Annotated in this window: 15 protein-coding genes and 1 pseudogene; 12 read left to right on the top strand and 4 right to left on the bottom strand. The window is 32.5% G+C overall.

The window, feature by feature from the left end:
• Window positions 1-210: 210 nt before the first annotated feature.
• The 3 genes and pseudogenes from queE to queC all read right to left on the bottom strand — a co-directional run bounded on the left by queE (window position 211) and on the right by queC (window position 2,028).
• Window positions 211-927 (bottom strand): 7-carboxy-7-deazaguanine synthase QueE, encoded by a 717-nt coding sequence (queE, locus tag KA856_RS11205; protein WP_107386256.1) that lies wholly within the window; start codon window positions 925-927, stop codon window positions 211-213.
• Window positions 920-1,355 (bottom strand): annotated as a pseudogene (queD, locus tag KA856_RS11200) (6-carboxytetrahydropterin synthase QueD). Before queD ends, queE begins: the two are co-directional and overlap by 8 nt.
• Before the next feature lies 1 nt (window position 1,356).
• A complete protein-coding gene (gene queC / locus KA856_RS11195; RefSeq protein WP_107384454.1) occupies window positions 1,357-2,028 on the bottom strand; it encodes a 7-cyano-7-deazaguanine synthase QueC in 672 nt (223 codons plus the stop codon).
• A 250-nt stretch (window positions 2,029-2,278) separates the two neighbouring features.
• Between queC and KA856_RS11190 the strand changes: the two genes are divergently transcribed.
• The 8 genes from KA856_RS11190 (at window position 2,279) to KA856_RS14065 (ending at window position 10,017) form a co-directional block, all read left to right on the top strand.
• Entirely contained in the window at window positions 2,279-2,872 is a 594-nt protein-coding gene (locus KA856_RS11190; protein ID WP_210138687.1) for an anthranilate synthase component II, read from the top strand.
• Complete coding sequence (locus KA856_RS11185; RefSeq protein WP_210138686.1) at window positions 2,856-3,995, top strand: chorismate-binding protein; 1,140 nt, start codon at window positions 2,856-2,858, stop codon at window positions 3,993-3,995. The genes KA856_RS11190 and KA856_RS11185 overlap by 17 nt, the downstream gene beginning before the upstream one ends.
• Complete coding sequence (locus tag KA856_RS11180) at window positions 3,995-4,603, top strand: aminotransferase class IV (RefSeq protein ID WP_210138685.1); 609 nt, start codon at window positions 3,995-3,997, stop codon at window positions 4,601-4,603. Before KA856_RS11185 ends, KA856_RS11180 begins: the two co-directional genes overlap by 1 nt.
• Before the next feature lie 198 nt (window positions 4,604-4,801).
• Window positions 4,802-5,005: a hypothetical protein gene (locus KA856_RS11175; RefSeq protein WP_245336574.1), complete on the top strand. Its 204-nt coding sequence runs from the start codon at window positions 4,802-4,804 to the stop codon at window positions 5,003-5,005.
• Between the two features lie 32 nt (window positions 5,006-5,037).
• The gene (pxpB, locus tag KA856_RS11170; RefSeq protein WP_119517615.1) at window positions 5,038-5,745 is read left to right on the top strand and encodes a 5-oxoprolinase subunit PxpB; all 708 of its coding nucleotides are present in this window, start codon (window positions 5,038-5,040) and stop codon (window positions 5,743-5,745) included.
• Window positions 5,733-6,737 carry a 5-oxoprolinase subunit C family protein gene (locus KA856_RS11165; RefSeq protein ID WP_210138684.1) on the top strand — a complete coding sequence of 335 codons (1,005 nt, stop codon included), beginning with the start codon at window positions 5,733-5,735 and terminating at the stop codon, window positions 6,735-6,737. Before pxpB ends, KA856_RS11165 begins: the two co-directional genes overlap by 13 nt.
• Before the next feature lie 975 nt (window positions 6,738-7,712).
• On the top strand, window positions 7,713-9,653 hold the full coding sequence (gene ltaS / locus KA856_RS11160; RefSeq protein WP_107384927.1) for a polyglycerol-phosphate lipoteichoic acid synthase LtaS: 1,941 nt from the start codon (window positions 7,713-7,715) through the stop codon (window positions 9,651-9,653).
• A 181-nt stretch (window positions 9,654-9,834) separates the two neighbouring features.
• Window positions 9,835-10,017, top strand: a complete 183-nt coding sequence (locus KA856_RS14065; RefSeq protein ID WP_348634522.1) for a hypothetical protein — start codon at window positions 9,835-9,837, stop codon at window positions 10,015-10,017.
• A gap of 128 nt (window positions 10,018-10,145) precedes the next feature.
• Here KA856_RS14065 and KA856_RS11155 read toward each other — a convergent pair whose 3' ends face one another.
• Window positions 10,146-10,964 carry a ZIP family metal transporter gene (locus KA856_RS11155; protein WP_107384929.1) on the bottom strand — a complete coding sequence of 273 codons (819 nt, stop codon included), beginning with the start codon at window positions 10,962-10,964 and terminating at the stop codon, window positions 10,146-10,148.
• Between the two features lie 112 nt (window positions 10,965-11,076).
• Here KA856_RS11155 and KA856_RS11150 point away from each other — a divergent pair, with 112 nt between their 5' ends.
• From KA856_RS11150 to KA856_RS11135, 4 genes are all read left to right on the top strand, one after another.
• Complete coding sequence (locus KA856_RS11150; RefSeq protein ID WP_210138683.1) at window positions 11,077-12,957, top strand: ABC-F family ATP-binding cassette domain-containing protein; 1,881 nt, start codon at window positions 11,077-11,079, stop codon at window positions 12,955-12,957.
• Window positions 12,958-12,970: 13 nt separating this feature from the next.
• The gene (recQ, locus tag KA856_RS11145; RefSeq protein ID WP_107384931.1) at window positions 12,971-14,749 is read left to right on the top strand and encodes a DNA helicase RecQ; all 1,779 of its coding nucleotides are present in this window, start codon (window positions 12,971-12,973) and stop codon (window positions 14,747-14,749) included.
• A gap of 287 nt (window positions 14,750-15,036) precedes the next feature.
• On the top strand, window positions 15,037-15,999 hold the full coding sequence (locus KA856_RS11140) for an ABC transporter ATP-binding protein (RefSeq protein WP_107384932.1): 963 nt from the start codon (window positions 15,037-15,039) through the stop codon (window positions 15,997-15,999).
• Window positions 15,996-17,510 (top strand): ABC transporter permease/substrate-binding protein, encoded by a 1,515-nt coding sequence (locus tag KA856_RS11135; protein WP_107384933.1) that lies wholly within the window; start codon window positions 15,996-15,998, stop codon window positions 17,508-17,510. Before KA856_RS11140 ends, KA856_RS11135 begins: the two co-directional genes overlap by 4 nt.
• The last annotated feature ends 159 nt before the right edge of the window (window positions 17,511-17,669 follow it).

The raw sequence follows: 17,669 nt of genomic DNA, 5'->3' as shown, positions 1-17,669 counted from the left end.
CATTATATCAATTAAGTTAGATTTAATCATTTAATAACAGTTGATGTTTTAAAAAATTATAAGTCATTATCCGACATATTGTAAAAATGTTATTATTTTTAATAATTATATTTACAGTGACAATCATTGCTATATTTAATGTACAAAAGAAAAACCGGTTTATTGTATAGACAAAGAGCATTATACAACGAACCGGTTGATTTACTCAATTTAAACACCTTTTTTATTACTCCAAAGTAAAGTGTGTAATTGAGGTAATACATATACATTATTCATGTCACTACTATCCATAACACGATTAACAAGGGCTTCATATAGTGAAAGTAACTTTTCTGTATGAGATTCGACATATTCTCCATCTAGATATGGATTCCCAACTTGTAAATAAAATGGCACATTAGGATATCTATGATGAATCATTTTTGCGAATTCAAAGTCATCGTCATCAAAAATAACTACTTTGAGATTGAGTGTTTCTGGCTTACATTTAGCAATGACATCATCTAATATAGGTAAATTTGGTTTCATCATTGAACTAGGTGGTTTTGGACTAATTGTTAAATCATCAATTTGTGTCATCCATGGCTGGAATTTGCTTCCTTGGGTTTCTAAAGCGCTTTGTATACCTTTTTCTTCGAATAAATCGACTAAGGCTTGAATACCTTTTATTAAAGCTGGATTACCTCCTGAAATTGTTACGTGGTTAAATGATTCACCTGCAATGTCATATAATTTCTCATAAATCTCTGTTGCATCCATCATGCGTATTTCTTCTTTAGCACTGCCATCCCATGTAAAACTGGAGTCACACCAACTACAACGGTAATCACATCCGGCTGTACGTACAAACATGGTTTTACGACCGATTACACGGCCTTCACCTTGTATCGTTGGACCAAAAATTTCAAGCACAGGTATTTTACTCATCATTTAGCTCCTTTGGTCGATATATGACATAACTTGTTGGCGTTTCTCTAACATAAACTTGTAAGCATTGTGGTTTGTTTGGTCTTTGATCTAATGAGGATTGGACCATCTCATATATCGTTTGTGCAACAATTTCAGTCGATGGACTTTTACCTTCAAATTGAGGTAACTCATTCAATAATTGGTGGTCGAATTGTCCGTGAACGAGTTGCTTCAATTCACTAAAATTCACTAAAATTCACTAAAAATCCATTATGGTCTACGGTATCTCCACCGATTGTTAAGTTGACAAAATAAGTATGTCCATGCGTACGCATGCATTTTCCAGCGTCTTCACTTGGGATATAATGCGCAGCTGAAAAATTAAAATCCTTATTAAGTTCAAATTGGTAATTGTGGTTCACACTCGGATAATTTTGTTGGAACATATTAATTCGCTCCTTTTTCTTTTAAATAAGCATTAAGACCACGTGCGCGTAATTTACAGGCAGGGCATTCGCCGCAACCTTCACCAATAATACCGTTATAACAAGTTAACGTTCGATTTCTAACATAGTCTAATACACCGAGCTCATCACTCAATGCCCATGTTTGTTTCTTATCAAGCCACATTAACGGTGTATGAATAACGAAATCTTTATCCATAGAGAGCGAAAGTGTAACGTTCATTGACTTTATAAAGTTATCTCGACAATCAGGGTAACCAGAAAAGTCTGTTTCACATACGCCTGTGATAATATGTTTTGTATTTGTTTGATAAGCTAGGGCGCCAGCAAATGATAAGAACAACAAGTTACGTGCAGGTACAAAAGTGTTTGGCATGCCGTCTTCATCTTCATCTATATCGATGTCATGTTGTGTGAGTGCATTAGGAGTGAGTTGAGATAATAGTGACATATCAAGTACATGGTGTTCGACTGCTTGCTCCTTGGCGATTTGTTTTGCAACTTGAATTTCTGTATCGTGCCTTTGTCCATATTCAAAAGTTACTAAGACTACTTCATCAAAATGTTTTTTTGCCCAAAATAAACAGGTTGTACTGTCTTGGCCCCCGCTAAAAACGACGATGGCTTTATTATTGTTTAATGGCTGTTGTGTCATTATAGTTTACACTCCTTAAAATATCGTGCTAGCTTTGCCATATAAAACTTATGACGCCATAAAAAAACGCCTATCTCTATAAAAAGATAGACGTCGTTCAAGTGTCTAGTTTTTTATAGAGGGTGTCAGCTAGAAACCTCTGTTATATTTATACCGTGACTAGAATAATACATTTAAGCTGTAAAATCAAGTTGAGATTTGGGATAATGACTATATTAGAACAATATATAATTATAATTGAGGTGATTCAATGCTACTTGTAATCGATAATAAAGACTCATTTACCTATAATATCGTGGACTATCTCAAACAATGTTATTCAGAGGCAATCACAGTGATTGATGTGGACGAAATTAATATAGAAAAGCTGATCAATATGAAACCGTCAGCAATTGTAATATCGCCAGGACCGGGAACGCCGTCAGATTATCCGATTTTAAATGAAGTCATAACACAATTTATGAACCATGTACCGATTTTGGGTGTATGTTTAGGATTTCAACAAATTATTACTTATTTTGGTGGGCACATCGTAAAGAACTATAAGCCTGTCCATGGCCATACAACTTTAATTACGCATACAGGCAAAGGTATTTTTAAAAATTTACCAAAATCATTTAATGTAATGCGTTATCATTCATTAATGGCTGATATACATACATTTCCTGGAGAGCTAACCGTGACAGCAACCAATGATAAAGGGATTATTATGGCTTGTGAACATCGAGTATTTGCTGTTTATGGTGTCCAATACCATCCCGAATCATTTTTGAGTGAATACGGTATCGACCAAATTAAATTATTTATTGAAAGTGTGGAGGCACATCATGCAAGTAAAATTTAATTATCAATATTACATAAATGAAACACAAACCGAAACTTATCAATACCTATTTAAACAATGTGTATGTAAAAAAATAGCATATCAAAAGCAGGACATTGGAGCAGTCATTCAATTTGCTGAATTACATCAAGGCAAAGGGGAGTATGTAGCTTTATATTTACCATATGAAGCGGCAAGTTTTTTTTACGATCAGTTAGCAACAGTAACTCCCGATGGGGTATTCGTTTATGCTGCTGCATATGTATTTGAAGCAGTAGACGATGGCATAAATGAGCAAAATGTTACATATCAGCGTAAATATAACTTTGAATTTCAATATGAACATGCGCAAATGATTGAACATATAAAACAAGTACAAAAAGCGATTGTTGAAGGCAATACATATCAAGTTAATTATACAACGAGATTGAGTGATGATATACAAGGTCCGATTTCTGAACTTTACCATGTACTACAGGGTGGGAATCATGGCCATTATTCAGCACTGATTGATACAGAAGAAGTTCAAATTGCATCATTATCACCAGAGTTATTTTTTCAATATGGGCCCTTTAAAAATCAATCAAATATTGTATTAAGCAAACCCATGAAAGGGACAATAGCTAGGGGAGAAACAGAATTAGAAGATAAGGAACATTTTGAAAAATTAAAAAACTCTACCAAGGATAGAGCGGAAAATGTAATGATTGTTGATTTGTTGCGTAATGATATAAGTAGAGTAGCCAATACTGGAACAGTTAAAGTATATAAACCGTTTCATATTGAAAGATATCAAACAGTTTATCAAATGACATCCATGGTAACTGGACAATTACCAAATCATATGCGTTTATTGCGTGTTCTAGAAGCCATTTTCCCCTGTGGTTCAATTACCGGTGCACCGAAACTGAATACAATGAAATATATTAAACAATTAGAGCAAACACCAAGAAATGGTTATTGTGGAACTATAGGCTTATTGCTACCTGATGGGAAATCTATTTTCAATGTACCTATTCGAACAATTCAATATATTAATGGGAAAGCTGTTTACGGCGTTGGAGCAGGTATTACCATTGATTCTAATCCAGAATCTGAAGTGCAAGAATTTATAGATAAGACAAAAATATTGGAGAGATTATAATGCAGTTATTTGAAACATTACGATTAGATTCTGGCAATTTTTCAAGGCTGACATATCATTATGACAGAATAAAACATTCGGCAAATCAATTCCAAATGACTTTCGAAGATGAGCAATGGAACAAAACGATTTCGGAAATTAAAGGCTTATATTTTACAGGAACTTATAGAGTGAAAATTATATTACATCCTAATGGTGTTTTTAAATATGAAGTTGCTGAATTACCTCAAAAAGATAGCTTTACGGCAAAAATTGTACCATTAACCCCAATTCAAGATAAACGAGTACTTACGAATAAAACAACAAATAGGGATCATTTAGCGCATAATCATGAAACTGATCTCATCTTACTCTATGACAAATCAGGAAAAATATTAGAATTTGATATTGGAAATATTATGATCAAAGAAGGAAATTATTATTATACACCAGTATATAATGAAGACTTTTTAAAAGGATGTAAGAGACAAGAGTTAATAGAAGAAGGTAAATTAATTGAAAAAGATTATAGTTTGACAGATTTTAAGCACAAGTTAAGACAAAATCAAATTCAAGTTTTTCTGATAAATAGTTTGAGAGAGGTTGCCGATGTTGCAATAAATCTATAGAATATAGAAAGTATAAGAAAAATATTAATTTTAATTCTAATAATTGTGATAAAACGTTGTTGCGAGTGTGTTTGATATCAATAGTTGGAAATATCAAATATGCCACACATAGATATGGTTTAACTGTATGAGGTGAATTAAGATAAACAAAGTTATACGAGTCTTAAAAAATCTAATGTCAGCAAGCGAGGCAAAATAATGATATTGATTTGGATCTTATTAATTATTACGCTAATCGGCCTTACAAAATGGTATGTAACCTATTTAATGAATCAACATAAATATTTTGCTACTAAGTTAATCATCACTATTTCATGTGCTATTCAGTTGATATTTATCTATGGTTTAGTTAAAGAATTAATACGCTACTTAACACAAATATTAAATGTATTTTATCGATAGTCACAAATAGACACAATAGATGAGGTGAATTTATGAAGATATACAGTCAAGGTGACCAAGCAATTGTGGTTTCTATAGAAAAAGAAGTCTCCAAAGATTTAACTGACGATCTACTCGCGTTAAAAACATATCTTGTTAACAAAAATTATCCTTTTATTACAGAAATTGTGCCAACAGAGTCAGATATGATGATTTGTTATGACGCTAGAGATATGATTAAACATCACAACATAAAATCACCATTTTTATATATGAAAGCATTGTTGCAATCTGTGCAATTAGAAATAAAACATGTAGAAGAGGCGTCTGAACCAATTCAAATACCTGTAGTATATGGTGGTGAATTTGGTCCAGATTTAGCGTCTTTGCTAAAATATTATAAAATGGATTTCGACAAATTTGTAAAATTACATACAAATTCGAACTTTTTCGTATCAATGATGGGCTATTCTCCAGGATTTCCATATTTAACAGGGATGGATAAGCGTTTATTTGTAAATCACACAGGTGGTAAAAAAGCATTTATTCCTGCGGGATCAGTAATCATTGAAGGTAAGAAAACAGGTATTACTACGATTGATACTTATGGCGATTGGCTAGTGATAGGTTATACGCCAGTTGAATTATTTAATCCACATCAAACAGATTTTACGACTTTAAAATTAGGTGATAATGTGCAATTTCAAGCTATGACAGCAGAAGCATTGGATTTAGGAGGATTTAAACCATGTCAATCATAATAGAAAATGAAGGATTGTTCTCAAGTTTTCAAGATTTTGGTCGTATCGGTTTTGAACACAATGGTGTAATCCCAAGTGGTGCTTTAGATCCATTATCACATGAAATTGCTAATCGGCTAGTAGCCAACGATAAACATGAAGCAACATTAGAAATGACCAATAGAATGGCTAGTATTCGTTTTACTGAACCAACTTTAATCGCATTAAGTGGCGGCAGTTTTAAAGCTAAAACCTCTAATTTAAAAGTCTTACCTAATAAACTTTATTTAATGGAAAAAGGTGATGTACTTGAGTTTACAGAGACTTCACGTACCTCAAGAGTTTACTTAGCTGTTGGTGGAGGGTTTGAGTTAGACGAATGGTTGGGTTCTACTTCTACTGATTTTATGTCTAAACTAGGTGGATTTCATGGTCGCAAACTAGAAATAGGCGATGAAATCAATATGAAACGTGATTATACAGAACGTCACCACAAACTTTTTGAGAATCTTGAACATACACATCAAACAGATTGGGGTATAGATGGCTATGCACTTTCTTTTAATTATATGTCCGATGTATTTCATGTCATTAAAAACAAAGGAACAGAAGATTTTAACCAAGATGCTTTAAATCGTTTTACTTATGGGGAATATAAAGTGACAAGTAAAGCGAATAGGGTGGGCATGTATGTTGAAGGTCAACCTGTTAAAGCATTTTATGAAGATATGCCTGCACATCAATCTGTACAAATAGGAACGATTCAAGTTAAGAGGGATGGTACACCTATTATATTGTTAAATGACCATTACACATTGGGAAGCTACCCGCAAATAGGGACAATCGCCAGTTATCACTTAACGAAGTTAGGCCAAAAACATCCTGGTACTAAGTTGAAGTTTCAATTCATAGATGTTGAAACTTCAGAAAAGAATTTAATAAAATATACCAATTGGTTAAATCAACTGTTTCATGGCATTGAGTATAGAATGCAATTAGAAATGTTAAAATAGTATACGCAATCAAAAAATAAAACGTATTAGTGTATAGCAATACGTTTCGAAAGTGTTCATTTAAAATTAAAAATCTTTTAGCCATAAAATAATTATTATATCAATATGTCTTTTGGTTAATGAATTTTAGAATGTATCCAAACCTTAGGTGATAAATTACCTGAGGTTTTTTACATTAGATGATTTACTCAATATGCATAAATCTTAGACAAATGTTTGACTAAAATATAGTTCTGAAATTTATTTAGTGATACATATTCAGTGATTATTCGATATACACTCAGATATAGTGATCAATTCTTAAATATTTGAACTCATTTATCTAGTATAATAAACGGTAATCGTGTTGAATATGATAAGATTAAGTAATTACATAAGTCATTCAGTATAAATTAACCATTATCTAAATAGGTCCAAGGCCTGATTAATTTATTAAATAGAGCAAGTATAATTATAATGGAAATTTAAATTTTAATCTTCTTTTAATCATGTATTCACAATAGGTTAATGATACCTTCATAAAACGGTTAGATCAGCGTTTTTAATTAAAAAAAGTGTGTTTTTACTTGATATTAGACAAGAATTGCTTTATATTTATTAATTGAACTATAATCGTTTTATTACAAGGATGTTACAGAGTGAATGCAGTGTAAAAACGATGTAAAACATAATAAAATGCATTAACATAATTTACATTACAACAAATATAATTTTTCAAAAAGAATCAATAAATTTCATTAAAAATAAAAATTGCTACTTTATAAAAATAAATTAGTGACAAAAGACAAAAAGATGTGTTTTAGAGGAAAGATACAGGATGTCACCCTATTTTTCTTACTTAAATTTTAACTTTCGCAAATAACGATAAAGACATTGTTAGATAATCTAAGCTACGCATTAACAATGATTACAAAGCATTTTAATTGGGCTAGGTATTAGCACCAACTTTTATTAATTTATATCGGGGGAACAGACATGAGTCTACACAAAAAGAAACTAACTCTTTTTGCGTTTTTTATTTTAACTGTATTAACAGTTACTGCTAAAACGTATTTTTCATACTATGTTGACTTTTCTTTAGGTGTTAAAGGGTTAGTTCAAAATTTAATCTTATTAATGAATCCATATAGTTTAATTGCATTAGTATTGAGTATTTTCTTATTCTTCAAAGGTAAGAAAGCATTTTGGTTTATCTTTATAGGCGGTTTTATTTTAACCTTCTTATTATACGCAAATGTTGTATATTTCAGATTCTTCTCTGACTTCTTGACTTTTAGTACGTTAAATCAAGTAGGTAATGTTGAATCAATGGGTGGTGCGGTATCAGCTTCATTTAAATGGTATGACTTTGTTTACTTTATCGATACAATCATTTATTTATTTGTATTAATATTTAGACAAAAATGGTTAGACAAGCGTGTGTTTAGCAAAAAATTTGTTCCAGTGATTATGGCAGCATCTGTTGCATTATTTTTCTTAAACCTAGCTTTTGCTGAATCTGATCGTCCGGAATTATTAACACGTACATTCGACCATAAATATTTAGTTAAATACTTAGGTCCATATAACTTCACAGTTTATGATGGTGTAAAAACGATACAAAATAATCAACAAAAAGCATTAGCAAATGAAGATGATTTAACTAAAGTCTTAAATTATACGAAACAAAAGCAAACACAGCCGAATCCAGAATACTTCGGCGCGGCTAAGAAAAAAAATGTGATTAAAATACACTTAGAAAGTTTCCAAACTTTCTTGATTAACAAAAAAGTAAATGGTGAAGAAGTTACACCTTTCTTAAATAAACTTTCTACTGGTAATGAAGATTTTAGATACTATCCAAACTTCTTCCATCAGACAGGACAAGGTAAAACTTCAGACTCAGAGTTTACAATGGATAATAGTTTATATGGTTTACCACAAGGTTCGGCATTCTCACTTAAAGGTGATAATACGTTCCAATCATTACCAGCGATTTTGCATCAACAACAAGGTTACACATCTAGCGTGATGCACGGTGATTATAAAACTTTCTGGAACCGTGACCAAGTTTATAAACACTTTGGCGTAGATAAATTCTATGATGCAACGTACTATGATATGTCAGAGGAAAATCAAGAGAATTTAGGTCTGAAAGATAAAGAGTTCTTTGATGAATCAGCAGATTATTTAGCGAAGGAAAAAGAACCTTTCTATAGTCATTTGATTACACTAACGAACCATTATCCGTTCACTTTATCTCCAGAAGATGCATCAATTGATAAACCAAATACTGGTGATTCAACAGTTGACGGTTATGTACAGACAGCGAGATATTTAGACGAATCGCTAGAACAATTTGTAAATGAATTGAAGAAAAAAGGCGTCTATGATGATTCAGTTATCATGATTTACGGTGACCATTACGGTATTTCAGAAAATCATAACAAAGCAATGGAAAAATTATTAGGTGAAGACATTACACCAGCTAAGTTTACAGATTTAAATCGTACAGGTTTCTGGTTGAAAATCCCTGGTAAAGAAGGTACTGTTGATAAAACTTATGCTGGACAAGCAGATGTAATGCCTACATTACTACATTTAATGGGTATTGATACTAAGAATTATCTCATGATGGGTACAGACTTATTATCAAAAGATCATAATGATACTGTGCCGTTTAGAAATGGTGACTTTGTAACGAAAGATTACAAATATGTAAATGGCAGAATATATGATAATAAAAATAATGAGCCAGTAACAGAAAAACCTAGTGATTTTGATAAACGTAAACAACAAGCTGAAAAAGACTTACAAATGAGCGATGATGTCCTAAACGGTGACTTAATGAGATTTTATGATAATCCTGATTTTGATAAAGTGAAACCATCAGATTATAAATATGAAGTAGGTCCAAAAGGACAAGAGAAAAAATAATAACTAAATTAAGCCCTAATCCATTTTAAATAATGGATTAGGGCTTTTATATATGTAAGCGTATTGAATGGTGTTTTATAGTGAAGTTTAAGAAGGACAGGATAACGGATTAATCCATATCCGAACAAGCACTTACGTTTAAAATAGAAAAAAATGAATGCTAAAAAGGGCTGAGGTATAAATCTCCATTCTCAAAATAAGATTGCCTGAGATATATAGTTCTTGGATAAATATGACGTATTCTGGCGAGACGCTTGTGGGAAGAGGACAAGCTGAAGACTATAGCCTCAAGCTGTCTCCTAGGAAAGCGAGCCAACAATACGAAATATTGAATAAAAAAAGGCACTCAGATGAATTGAATTAAATCATCTGAGTGCTATTTTTCTGGGATTTATGTCCTAACCTCTTTATTTTGAGCTTGAGATGGTTGTCCCAGACTCATCATTTTTATTTGAAGAAATGGATCCAAGTTATTTCTTTTTCTTTTACCTTTTATCCAAGTGCAACGTCTAAAATCATCATAATAGTAAAACCTAGCATTAAACTTAATGTTGCTAAATCAGTGTTATTACTAGCTTGAGAATCTGGTATAAGCTCTTCTACAACTACAAATATCATTGCTCCAGCGGCAAAAGCGAGTGCATAAGGTAACATAGGCGTAATGAAAAGCACTGCAGCAGCGCCTATTGTAGCAAAAATGGGCTCAACAATTGCAGATGCTTGTCCGTAGTTAAATGCTTTCCATCGTGATGCGCCAGCAGCTCTGATAGGCATTGAAAGTGCAGCACCTTCGGGGATGTTTTGAATCCCGATACCAATTGCTAAACCGAGTGCGCCTAAAAAAGTTGCTTGGCCATTACCAGCTACTACGCCACCAAATGCTACACCAATAGAAAGACCTTCTGGTATGTTATGCAATGTAATAGCTAATACAAGTAATGTATTTTTATTGAGTTTTTTCGTTCCTACACCTTCTTGGTATTGGTTAGAGTCTTGGGTGTTTGGGTGAATGTGTGGAATAATTAAATCTAACGCGCGTATAAAAAAACCGCCCAATAAAAAACCTATTGCTGCTGGTAACCATGCAAAAGATGATCCAGAACCGTAATCGATTGATGGTTGTAATAGAGACCAGAAACTTGCAGCAATCATAATGCCTGCAGCAAATCCTTGCATTGAATTCAGTATTTTATCATTTACTCTTTTAAATATAAAGACTGCTGCAGCACCTAATGCAGTCAATAACCATGTGATGATACCTGCGATTAGTGCTTGGATAAAAGGAGGTAAGTCTTGGAAAAAATCTGACATAAGCTACGCTCCCTTGTATCATTTGAGTTCAAAAAGGTGTATAATATATAGAACTGAAATTAAGTTTAACAGAATTAATTATAATTTTCGATATTAAAAAGGATGTTGGACGATGGAAGCCTACAAAATTGAACATTTACATAAATCTTACGCTGATAAAATTATTTTCGATGATTTACATCTGTCTATTTCTGAAGGAGAAAAAATAGGTCTTGTAGGTATTAATGGTACAGGCAAAAGTACTTTGTTAAAAGTAATCGCTGGTTTGGATGAAGACTTCGAGGCAGAGGTCTCACATCCTAATGCATATCGCATACGTTATTCTTCTCAAAAACAAGAGTTTGAAGGAGATTTAACTGTTTTTGAAGCGGTATTAACATCAGAGACAAAGACACTTCAGGTGATTCGCTCATATGAAGCTGCTGTAACAAAATATAGTGAGACGCAGAATGAGACAGATTTTCAACAAATGATGCAAGCACAAGAAGCAATGGATACATATCAAGCTTGGGATTATAGTGCTGAAATTAAGACTATTTTATCAAAGCTAGGCATCAATGATACGACTAAAAAAGTGAGAGAACTTTCAGGTGGGCAACAAAAACGTGTTGGTCTTGCTAAAACACTTATAGAGCAACCAGATTTATTACTTCTGGATGAACCTACGAACCATCTAGATTTTGAGTCAATCAACTGGTTAATTAATTATGTTAAACAGTATCCGCATACAGTGCTGTTTGTAACACATGATCGTTACTTTTTAAATGAAGTATCATCTCGCATTATTGAATTAGATCGTGGTAAATTAACTACTTATCCAGGTAATTATGAAGATTACATTGCACAACGTGCTGAAAATGAAGTTGTTGAGCAAAAACAACAAGCGAAACAGCGCGCATTATATAAACAAGAATTAGCTTGGATGCGTGCAGGAGTAAAAGCACGTTCTACAAAACAACAAGCACGAAAAAATAGATTTAAAGATTTAGAACACGATGTGAAAAATCAACAACAACAAGATAAAGCATCTTTAAATCTTGCGTATTCACGTTTAGGTAAACAAGTTTTTGAACTTGATAACGTGTCAAAACGTATCGGCGATAAAATATTGTTTGAACATGTTACTGAAATTATTCAAAATGGACAACAAATTGGTATCGTCGGACCAAATGGTGCTGGTAAAACAACATTGTTGAATATTTTGAATGGTGATGACCAAGCGTTCGAAGGGGAATTGAAAGTTGGTCAAACTGTTAAAGTTGCTTATTTCAGACAGACTGAAGCACGTTTAGACCGGGACATCAGAATGATTGATTATTTGCGTGAAGAAAGTGAAGTAGCGAAAGAAAAAGATGGAACTGCTGTGTCAGTTACGCAATTATTAGAACGCTTTTTATTCCCAAGTGCAACACATGGTAAAAAAGTTTACAAATTATCAGGTGGAGAACAAAAAAGATTGTATTTATTAAAATTATTAGTGCATCAACCTAATGTTTTATTATTAGATGAACCGACAAATGATTTAGATACAGAAACGTTAACTATTTTAGAAGATTATATCGATACGTTTGGCGGCACAGTTATCACGGTGAGTCATGATCGCTACTTTTTAAATAAAGTTGCTCAAGAATTTTGGTATATTCATGATGGAAAAATAGAACGTATCATAGGAAATTTTGATGACTATGAAGCATATAAAAAAGAGATAGATAAATTACAAACGCAAGAAAAACAACAAGCTAAAGTGAAACCAACGTATGAAAAGAAAAAGAAAAAAGGTTTATCGTATAAAGAAAAACAAGAATATGAAACAATTATTGCGCGTATTGAAACAACCGAGCACAGATTAGAAGAAATCGAGCAAGAAATGGTTGAAGCAAGTTCTGATTATGCTAAAGTAAAAGAATTAAATGAAGAGCAACAAAATCTTAATATGTTGTATGAAGAAGATATAACAAGATGGAGCGAACTTGAAGAATTAAAAGAACAATGAGGGATTATATAACATGGAAGCAACATTATCACATTATTTTGGCTATGACACATTCCGTCCAGGTCAAAAAGAAATAATAACTAAAGTAATGGATCATCGTAATGTGCTTGGCGTTTTACCAACTGGTGGGGGAAAATCAATTTGTTACCAAGTGCCAGGATTAATGTTGGGTGGTACGACAATCGTAATCAGCCCATTAATTTCACTTATGAAAGATCAAGTTGATCAATTAAAGGCCATGGGGATTCGCGCAGCATATTTAAATAGTAGTTTGACTCAAAAGCAACAAAAAGAGATTCAAGCACAACTAAAAAGTGGAGAAATCCAATTTTTATATGTTGCACCGGAACGTTTTGACAATGCTAATTTTATGCGCTTATTACAGCAGTTAGATATACACTTAGTTGCCTTTGATGAAGCCCATTGTATTTCAAAATGGGGACATGATTTTAGACCAAGTTATCAGGAAGTCATCCATAAGGTTTTTGCCTTGCCACAAGATTTTTCAATTGTAGCATTAACAGCAACGGCAACAATTGAAGTACAAAAAGATATTATGGATCGTTTAAATATCGATAAGCATGACGAAATTAAAACAAGTACAAAACGACGTAATTTAATATTTCAAGTTAATCCAACGTACCAACGTCAAAAGTTCGTATTAGAATATGTTAAAGATCATCAAAAAGAAGCAGGCATTATTTATTGCTCGACACGTAAACAAGTAGAAGAACTACATGAAGCACTTGAAAACAATAAAATTAGTAGCACAATATACCACGCTGGTTTATCCAATAAAGAGCGTGAAGCAGCACAAAATGATTTTGTATATGATCGCGTGCGTGTCGTTGTAGCAACAAACGCATTTGGTATGGGTATTGATAAATCTAATGTGCGATTTGTGATTCACTATAATATGCCTGGTGATTTAGAGTCTTATTATCAAGAAGCGGGACGTGCTGGTCGTGATGGATTGAAGAGTGATTGTATTCTTTTATTCAGCGATAGAGACATTGGATTACACCAATATTTCATTTCATCTTCAAAAGCAGACGATGATTACAAAGAAAAAATGGGTGAAAAATTGAATAAAATGTTGCTATATACAAAAACTAAAAAGTGTCTAGAAGCAACACTTGTACATTATTTTGAACCTAATGAAAAACTAGAAGAATGTGAACAATGTAGTAATTGTGTTAGAGAAAATAAAACATATGACATGACGAACGAAGCGAAGATGATAGTGAGTTGTATTGCACGTATGAAACAGCAAGAAAGTTATAGTGTCATTATTCAAGTTTTAAGGGGCGAAGACTCTGATTACATTCGTTATTGTGATTATAATCAATTGACAACGCATGGTATTATGAAAAACTATACGACTTCTGAACTCAGTCATCTTATTGATGAATTGCGATTTAAAGGATTTTTGAATGAACACGATGAAATATTAACCTGTGATGTTTCTGTAAAGGAACTGCTTAATAACCAAATTTCGATATATACAACACCATTTAAACGCAAATCAAAAGAAAAGGTTAATATCAACACTGTAGAAGGTGTGGACCGTGCTTTATTCGATGAATTAGTTGCTGTACGTAAACAATTAAGTGAAAAATTAACTATTCCACCAGTAAGCATTTTCTCAGATTTCACTTTGGAAGAATTTGCAAAGAGAAAACCAGAATCAAAACAAGATATGATATTAATTGATGGTGTTGGAAGTTATAAATTAAAACACTACTGTCCAATATTTTTAGAAACAATACAATCTTATAAAGCTCAAATTTAGTTGAGCAAATAATTGTTTTTAGAATATATAATCCCATATACTTAATTTTAACGGTATTGGTATTTTACATTGAAATGATTGCAAAAAATACGAAGTTAATTTGACAACGATTAATATACTATACAGGCACAAATGTAATAGTAATATTGATGAGTTTGAATTAACTTCGTATTTGTTTTATTTAACTGTGATTAAAAAGGTTAAATTGTTAGTAAATCGGTTATGTGTTAACTATGTGAATTTTTTTAAGTGATAGTAAAGGCAATGAGAAGAGTGAGGGTGACAAATTGATAGAATTTAAAAATGTTATGAAACGTTATGGGGATAAGAAAGCTGTAGATGATCTTAGCTTTAATATAAAAGAAGGTGAATTTTTTGTTTTAATCGGACCTTCAGGTTGTGGTAAAACAACGACATTAAAAATGATTAATCGTTTAATTTCATTAACAGAGGGATTCATTTATTTTAAAGGGAAACCAATTAGTGACTATCCAGTATATGAAATGCGCTGGGATATTGGTTATGTTTTACAACAAATTGCATTATTTCCGCATTTAACGATAAAAGAGAATATTGCACAAGTGCCACAAATGAAAAAATGGAAAGAAGCAGATATTGATAAACGTATAGATGAGTTATTAAATATGGTTGGTTTAGAGCCAGAACTATTTAAAGATAGAAAACCAGATGAATTATCAGGTGGACAACAACAACGTGTTGGTGTGGTACGTGCATTAGCTGCAGATCCACCAGTTATTCTGATGGACGAACCTTTCAGTGCATTAGATCCAATTAGCAGAGAAAAGCTGCAGGATGATTTAATAGCATTACAGCAAAAAATTAAAAAAACAATCGTTTTTGTAACACATGATATACAAGAAGCGATGAAGCTAGCTGATAGAATTTGTCTATTAAACAAAGGACATGTAGAGCAAATAGATACACCTGACAATATGGTTAATCATCCTAAAAGTGATTTTGTAAGACAATTTGTTGGGGATAAATCACTGAAAATAGAAAAAGACGTAAAACTATCAGAACTTATCGGTGAATTAACGATTAATGAACAGGAAGCTACCAAAGGTTATCCTATTGTTAATAGTAACGCGTCTATTAAAAGCATTTATAGTGATTTAGCTAACCACGATGCAATCATTATTAATGATGATTCGACTGCTACACAGCATGTGCTTAAACGCGAAGATATGTTTAAATATCTATCGGAGCATACAGGGGGTAGTCAAAGATGAATGAATTAATAAATACACTTTCAGATCGGAAAGGACAATTGTTAACTACCATATTTGAACATATCCAAATATCGTTTATTGCATTGCTCATTGCTGCAGTAATTGGGGTACCGCTAGGCATTTTACTCACAAAGACACGCAAGGTTTCTGAGGTTGTGATGAATATCGCAGCCGTGTTACAGACAATTCCATCATTAGCTTTGCTTGGTTTGATGATACCGCTGTTTGGTATAGGTAAGGTACCAGCAGTGATCGCATTAGTAGTTTATGCATTGTTGCCGATATTAAGAAATACATACACAGGTATCAATGAGGTAGATAGCTCGTTAATTGAAGCAGCTAAGGGTATCGGTATGAAACCAGGTCGAAGATTAACGAAAGTGGAATTGCCAATAGCCATGCCAGTAATTATGGCGGGTATTAGAACAGCAATGGTATTGATTATAGGTACTGCTACATTAGCAGCGTTAATTGGTGCAGGTGGTCTTGGTGATTTGATTCTTTTAGGTATAGATCGAAATGACACATCATTGATTATTATTGGTGCGATTCCTGCAGCTTTATTAGCAATTCTATTTGATTTAGTTTTACGTTATATGCAAAAACTATCCTATAAAAAATTGCTTATTTCTCTTGGTGCAATTATTATAATACTGTTATTAGTGATTATTGGACCAATGTTTGCTCAAAAAGGAGATAAAATTACATTAGCAGGTAAACTTGGGTCAGAACCATCTGTAATTACTAATATGTATAAAATTTTAATTGAAGAAGAAACAGATGATACAGTAGAAGTGAAAGATGGCATGGGGAAAACTTCATTCCTATTTAATGCCTTGAAATCTGACGATATAGATGGCTACCTTGAGTTTACGGGTACTGTACTTGGAGAGTTAACAAAAGAAGATTTGAAGTCTAAACAAGAAAATAAAGTATATCAACAAGCAAAATCAAGTTTAGAAGATAAATACGATATGACTATGTTAAAGCCAATGCAATATAATAATACTTATTCATTAGCGGTGAAAAAAGATTTTGCGAAAAAGCATAATATTAAAACGATAGGTGACTTAAACAAAGTGAGCGATCAAATTAAACCAGGTTTCACATTAGAGTTTAATGATCGTGAGGATGGTTACCCAGCTGTTAAAAAAGCATATGATTTAGATTTCGGTGACGTGAAGACGATGGAGCCGAAATTAAGATATCAAGCAGTTGAAAGCGGAGATATTAATTTAATCGACGCATATTCAACAGATGCTGAATTAAAACAATATGATATGGTTGTATTAGAAGATGATAAAAAAGTATTCCCTCCATATCAAGGCGCTCCTATGTTTAAAACATCGTATTTAAAAGATCATCCTGAAATTAAAGCACCGCTTAATAAATTAGCAGGTAAGATTTCTGATGAAGATATGCAAGAAATGAATTATGAAGTTACAGTAAAAAAAGAAGATCCATATGAGGTAGCAAAAAACTATCTAGAGAAACATCATTTAATTGATTAATTCATAAGACAATACGAGTTTAACAATGCATTTTACTACGGACAAAAATGCATTAAGTTGAACTCGTATTTATATTTGATTAAATTCTAGCTTTAAAAATTTAAGTTACATTGATTTTCAATGGAAATAAGGTATATAATGGTTACTAAGTTTTGAAAT

The organism is Staphylococcus sp. GDB9P120P (genome assembly GCF_017893435.1).
Lineage (GTDB): Bacteria > Bacillota > Bacilli > Staphylococcales > Staphylococcaceae > Staphylococcus > Staphylococcus cohnii.
This window is presented reverse-complemented; position numbering and strand designations above follow the sequence as displayed.

Excerpts from the sequence above, each read along its gene's own strand:
- queE (WP_107386256.1), bottom strand. The coding sequence starts at position 927 with ATGAGTAAAATACCTGTGCTTGAAATTTTTGGTCCAACGATACAAGGT.
- queC (WP_107384454.1), bottom strand. The coding sequence starts at position 2,028 with ATGACACAACAGCCATTAAACAATAATAAAGCCATCGTCGTTTTTAGC.
- KA856_RS11190 (WP_210138687.1), top strand. The coding sequence starts at position 2,279 with ATGCTACTTGTAATCGATAATAAAGACTCATTTACCTATAATATCGTG.
- KA856_RS11185 (WP_210138686.1), top strand. The coding sequence starts at position 2,856 with ATGCAAGTAAAATTTAATTATCAATATTACATAAATGAAACACAAACC.
- KA856_RS11180 (WP_210138685.1), top strand. The coding sequence starts at position 3,995 with ATGCAGTTATTTGAAACATTACGATTAGATTCTGGCAATTTTTCAAGG.
- KA856_RS11175 (WP_245336574.1), top strand. The coding sequence starts at position 4,802 with ATGATATTGATTTGGATCTTATTAATTATTACGCTAATCGGCCTTACA.
- pxpB (WP_119517615.1), top strand. The coding sequence starts at position 5,038 with ATGAAGATATACAGTCAAGGTGACCAAGCAATTGTGGTTTCTATAGAA.
- KA856_RS11165 (WP_210138684.1), top strand. The coding sequence starts at position 5,733 with ATGTCAATCATAATAGAAAATGAAGGATTGTTCTCAAGTTTTCAAGAT.
- ltaS (WP_107384927.1), top strand. The coding sequence starts at position 7,713 with ATGAGTCTACACAAAAAGAAACTAACTCTTTTTGCGTTTTTTATTTTA.
- KA856_RS11155 (WP_107384929.1), bottom strand. The coding sequence starts at position 10,964 with ATGTCAGATTTTTTCCAAGACTTACCTCCTTTTATCCAAGCACTAATC.
- KA856_RS11150 (WP_210138683.1), top strand. The coding sequence starts at position 11,077 with ATGGAAGCCTACAAAATTGAACATTTACATAAATCTTACGCTGATAAA.
- recQ (WP_107384931.1), top strand. The coding sequence starts at position 12,971 with ATGGAAGCAACATTATCACATTATTTTGGCTATGACACATTCCGTCCA.
- KA856_RS11135 (WP_107384933.1), top strand. The coding sequence starts at position 15,996 with ATGAATGAATTAATAAATACACTTTCAGATCGGAAAGGACAATTGTTA.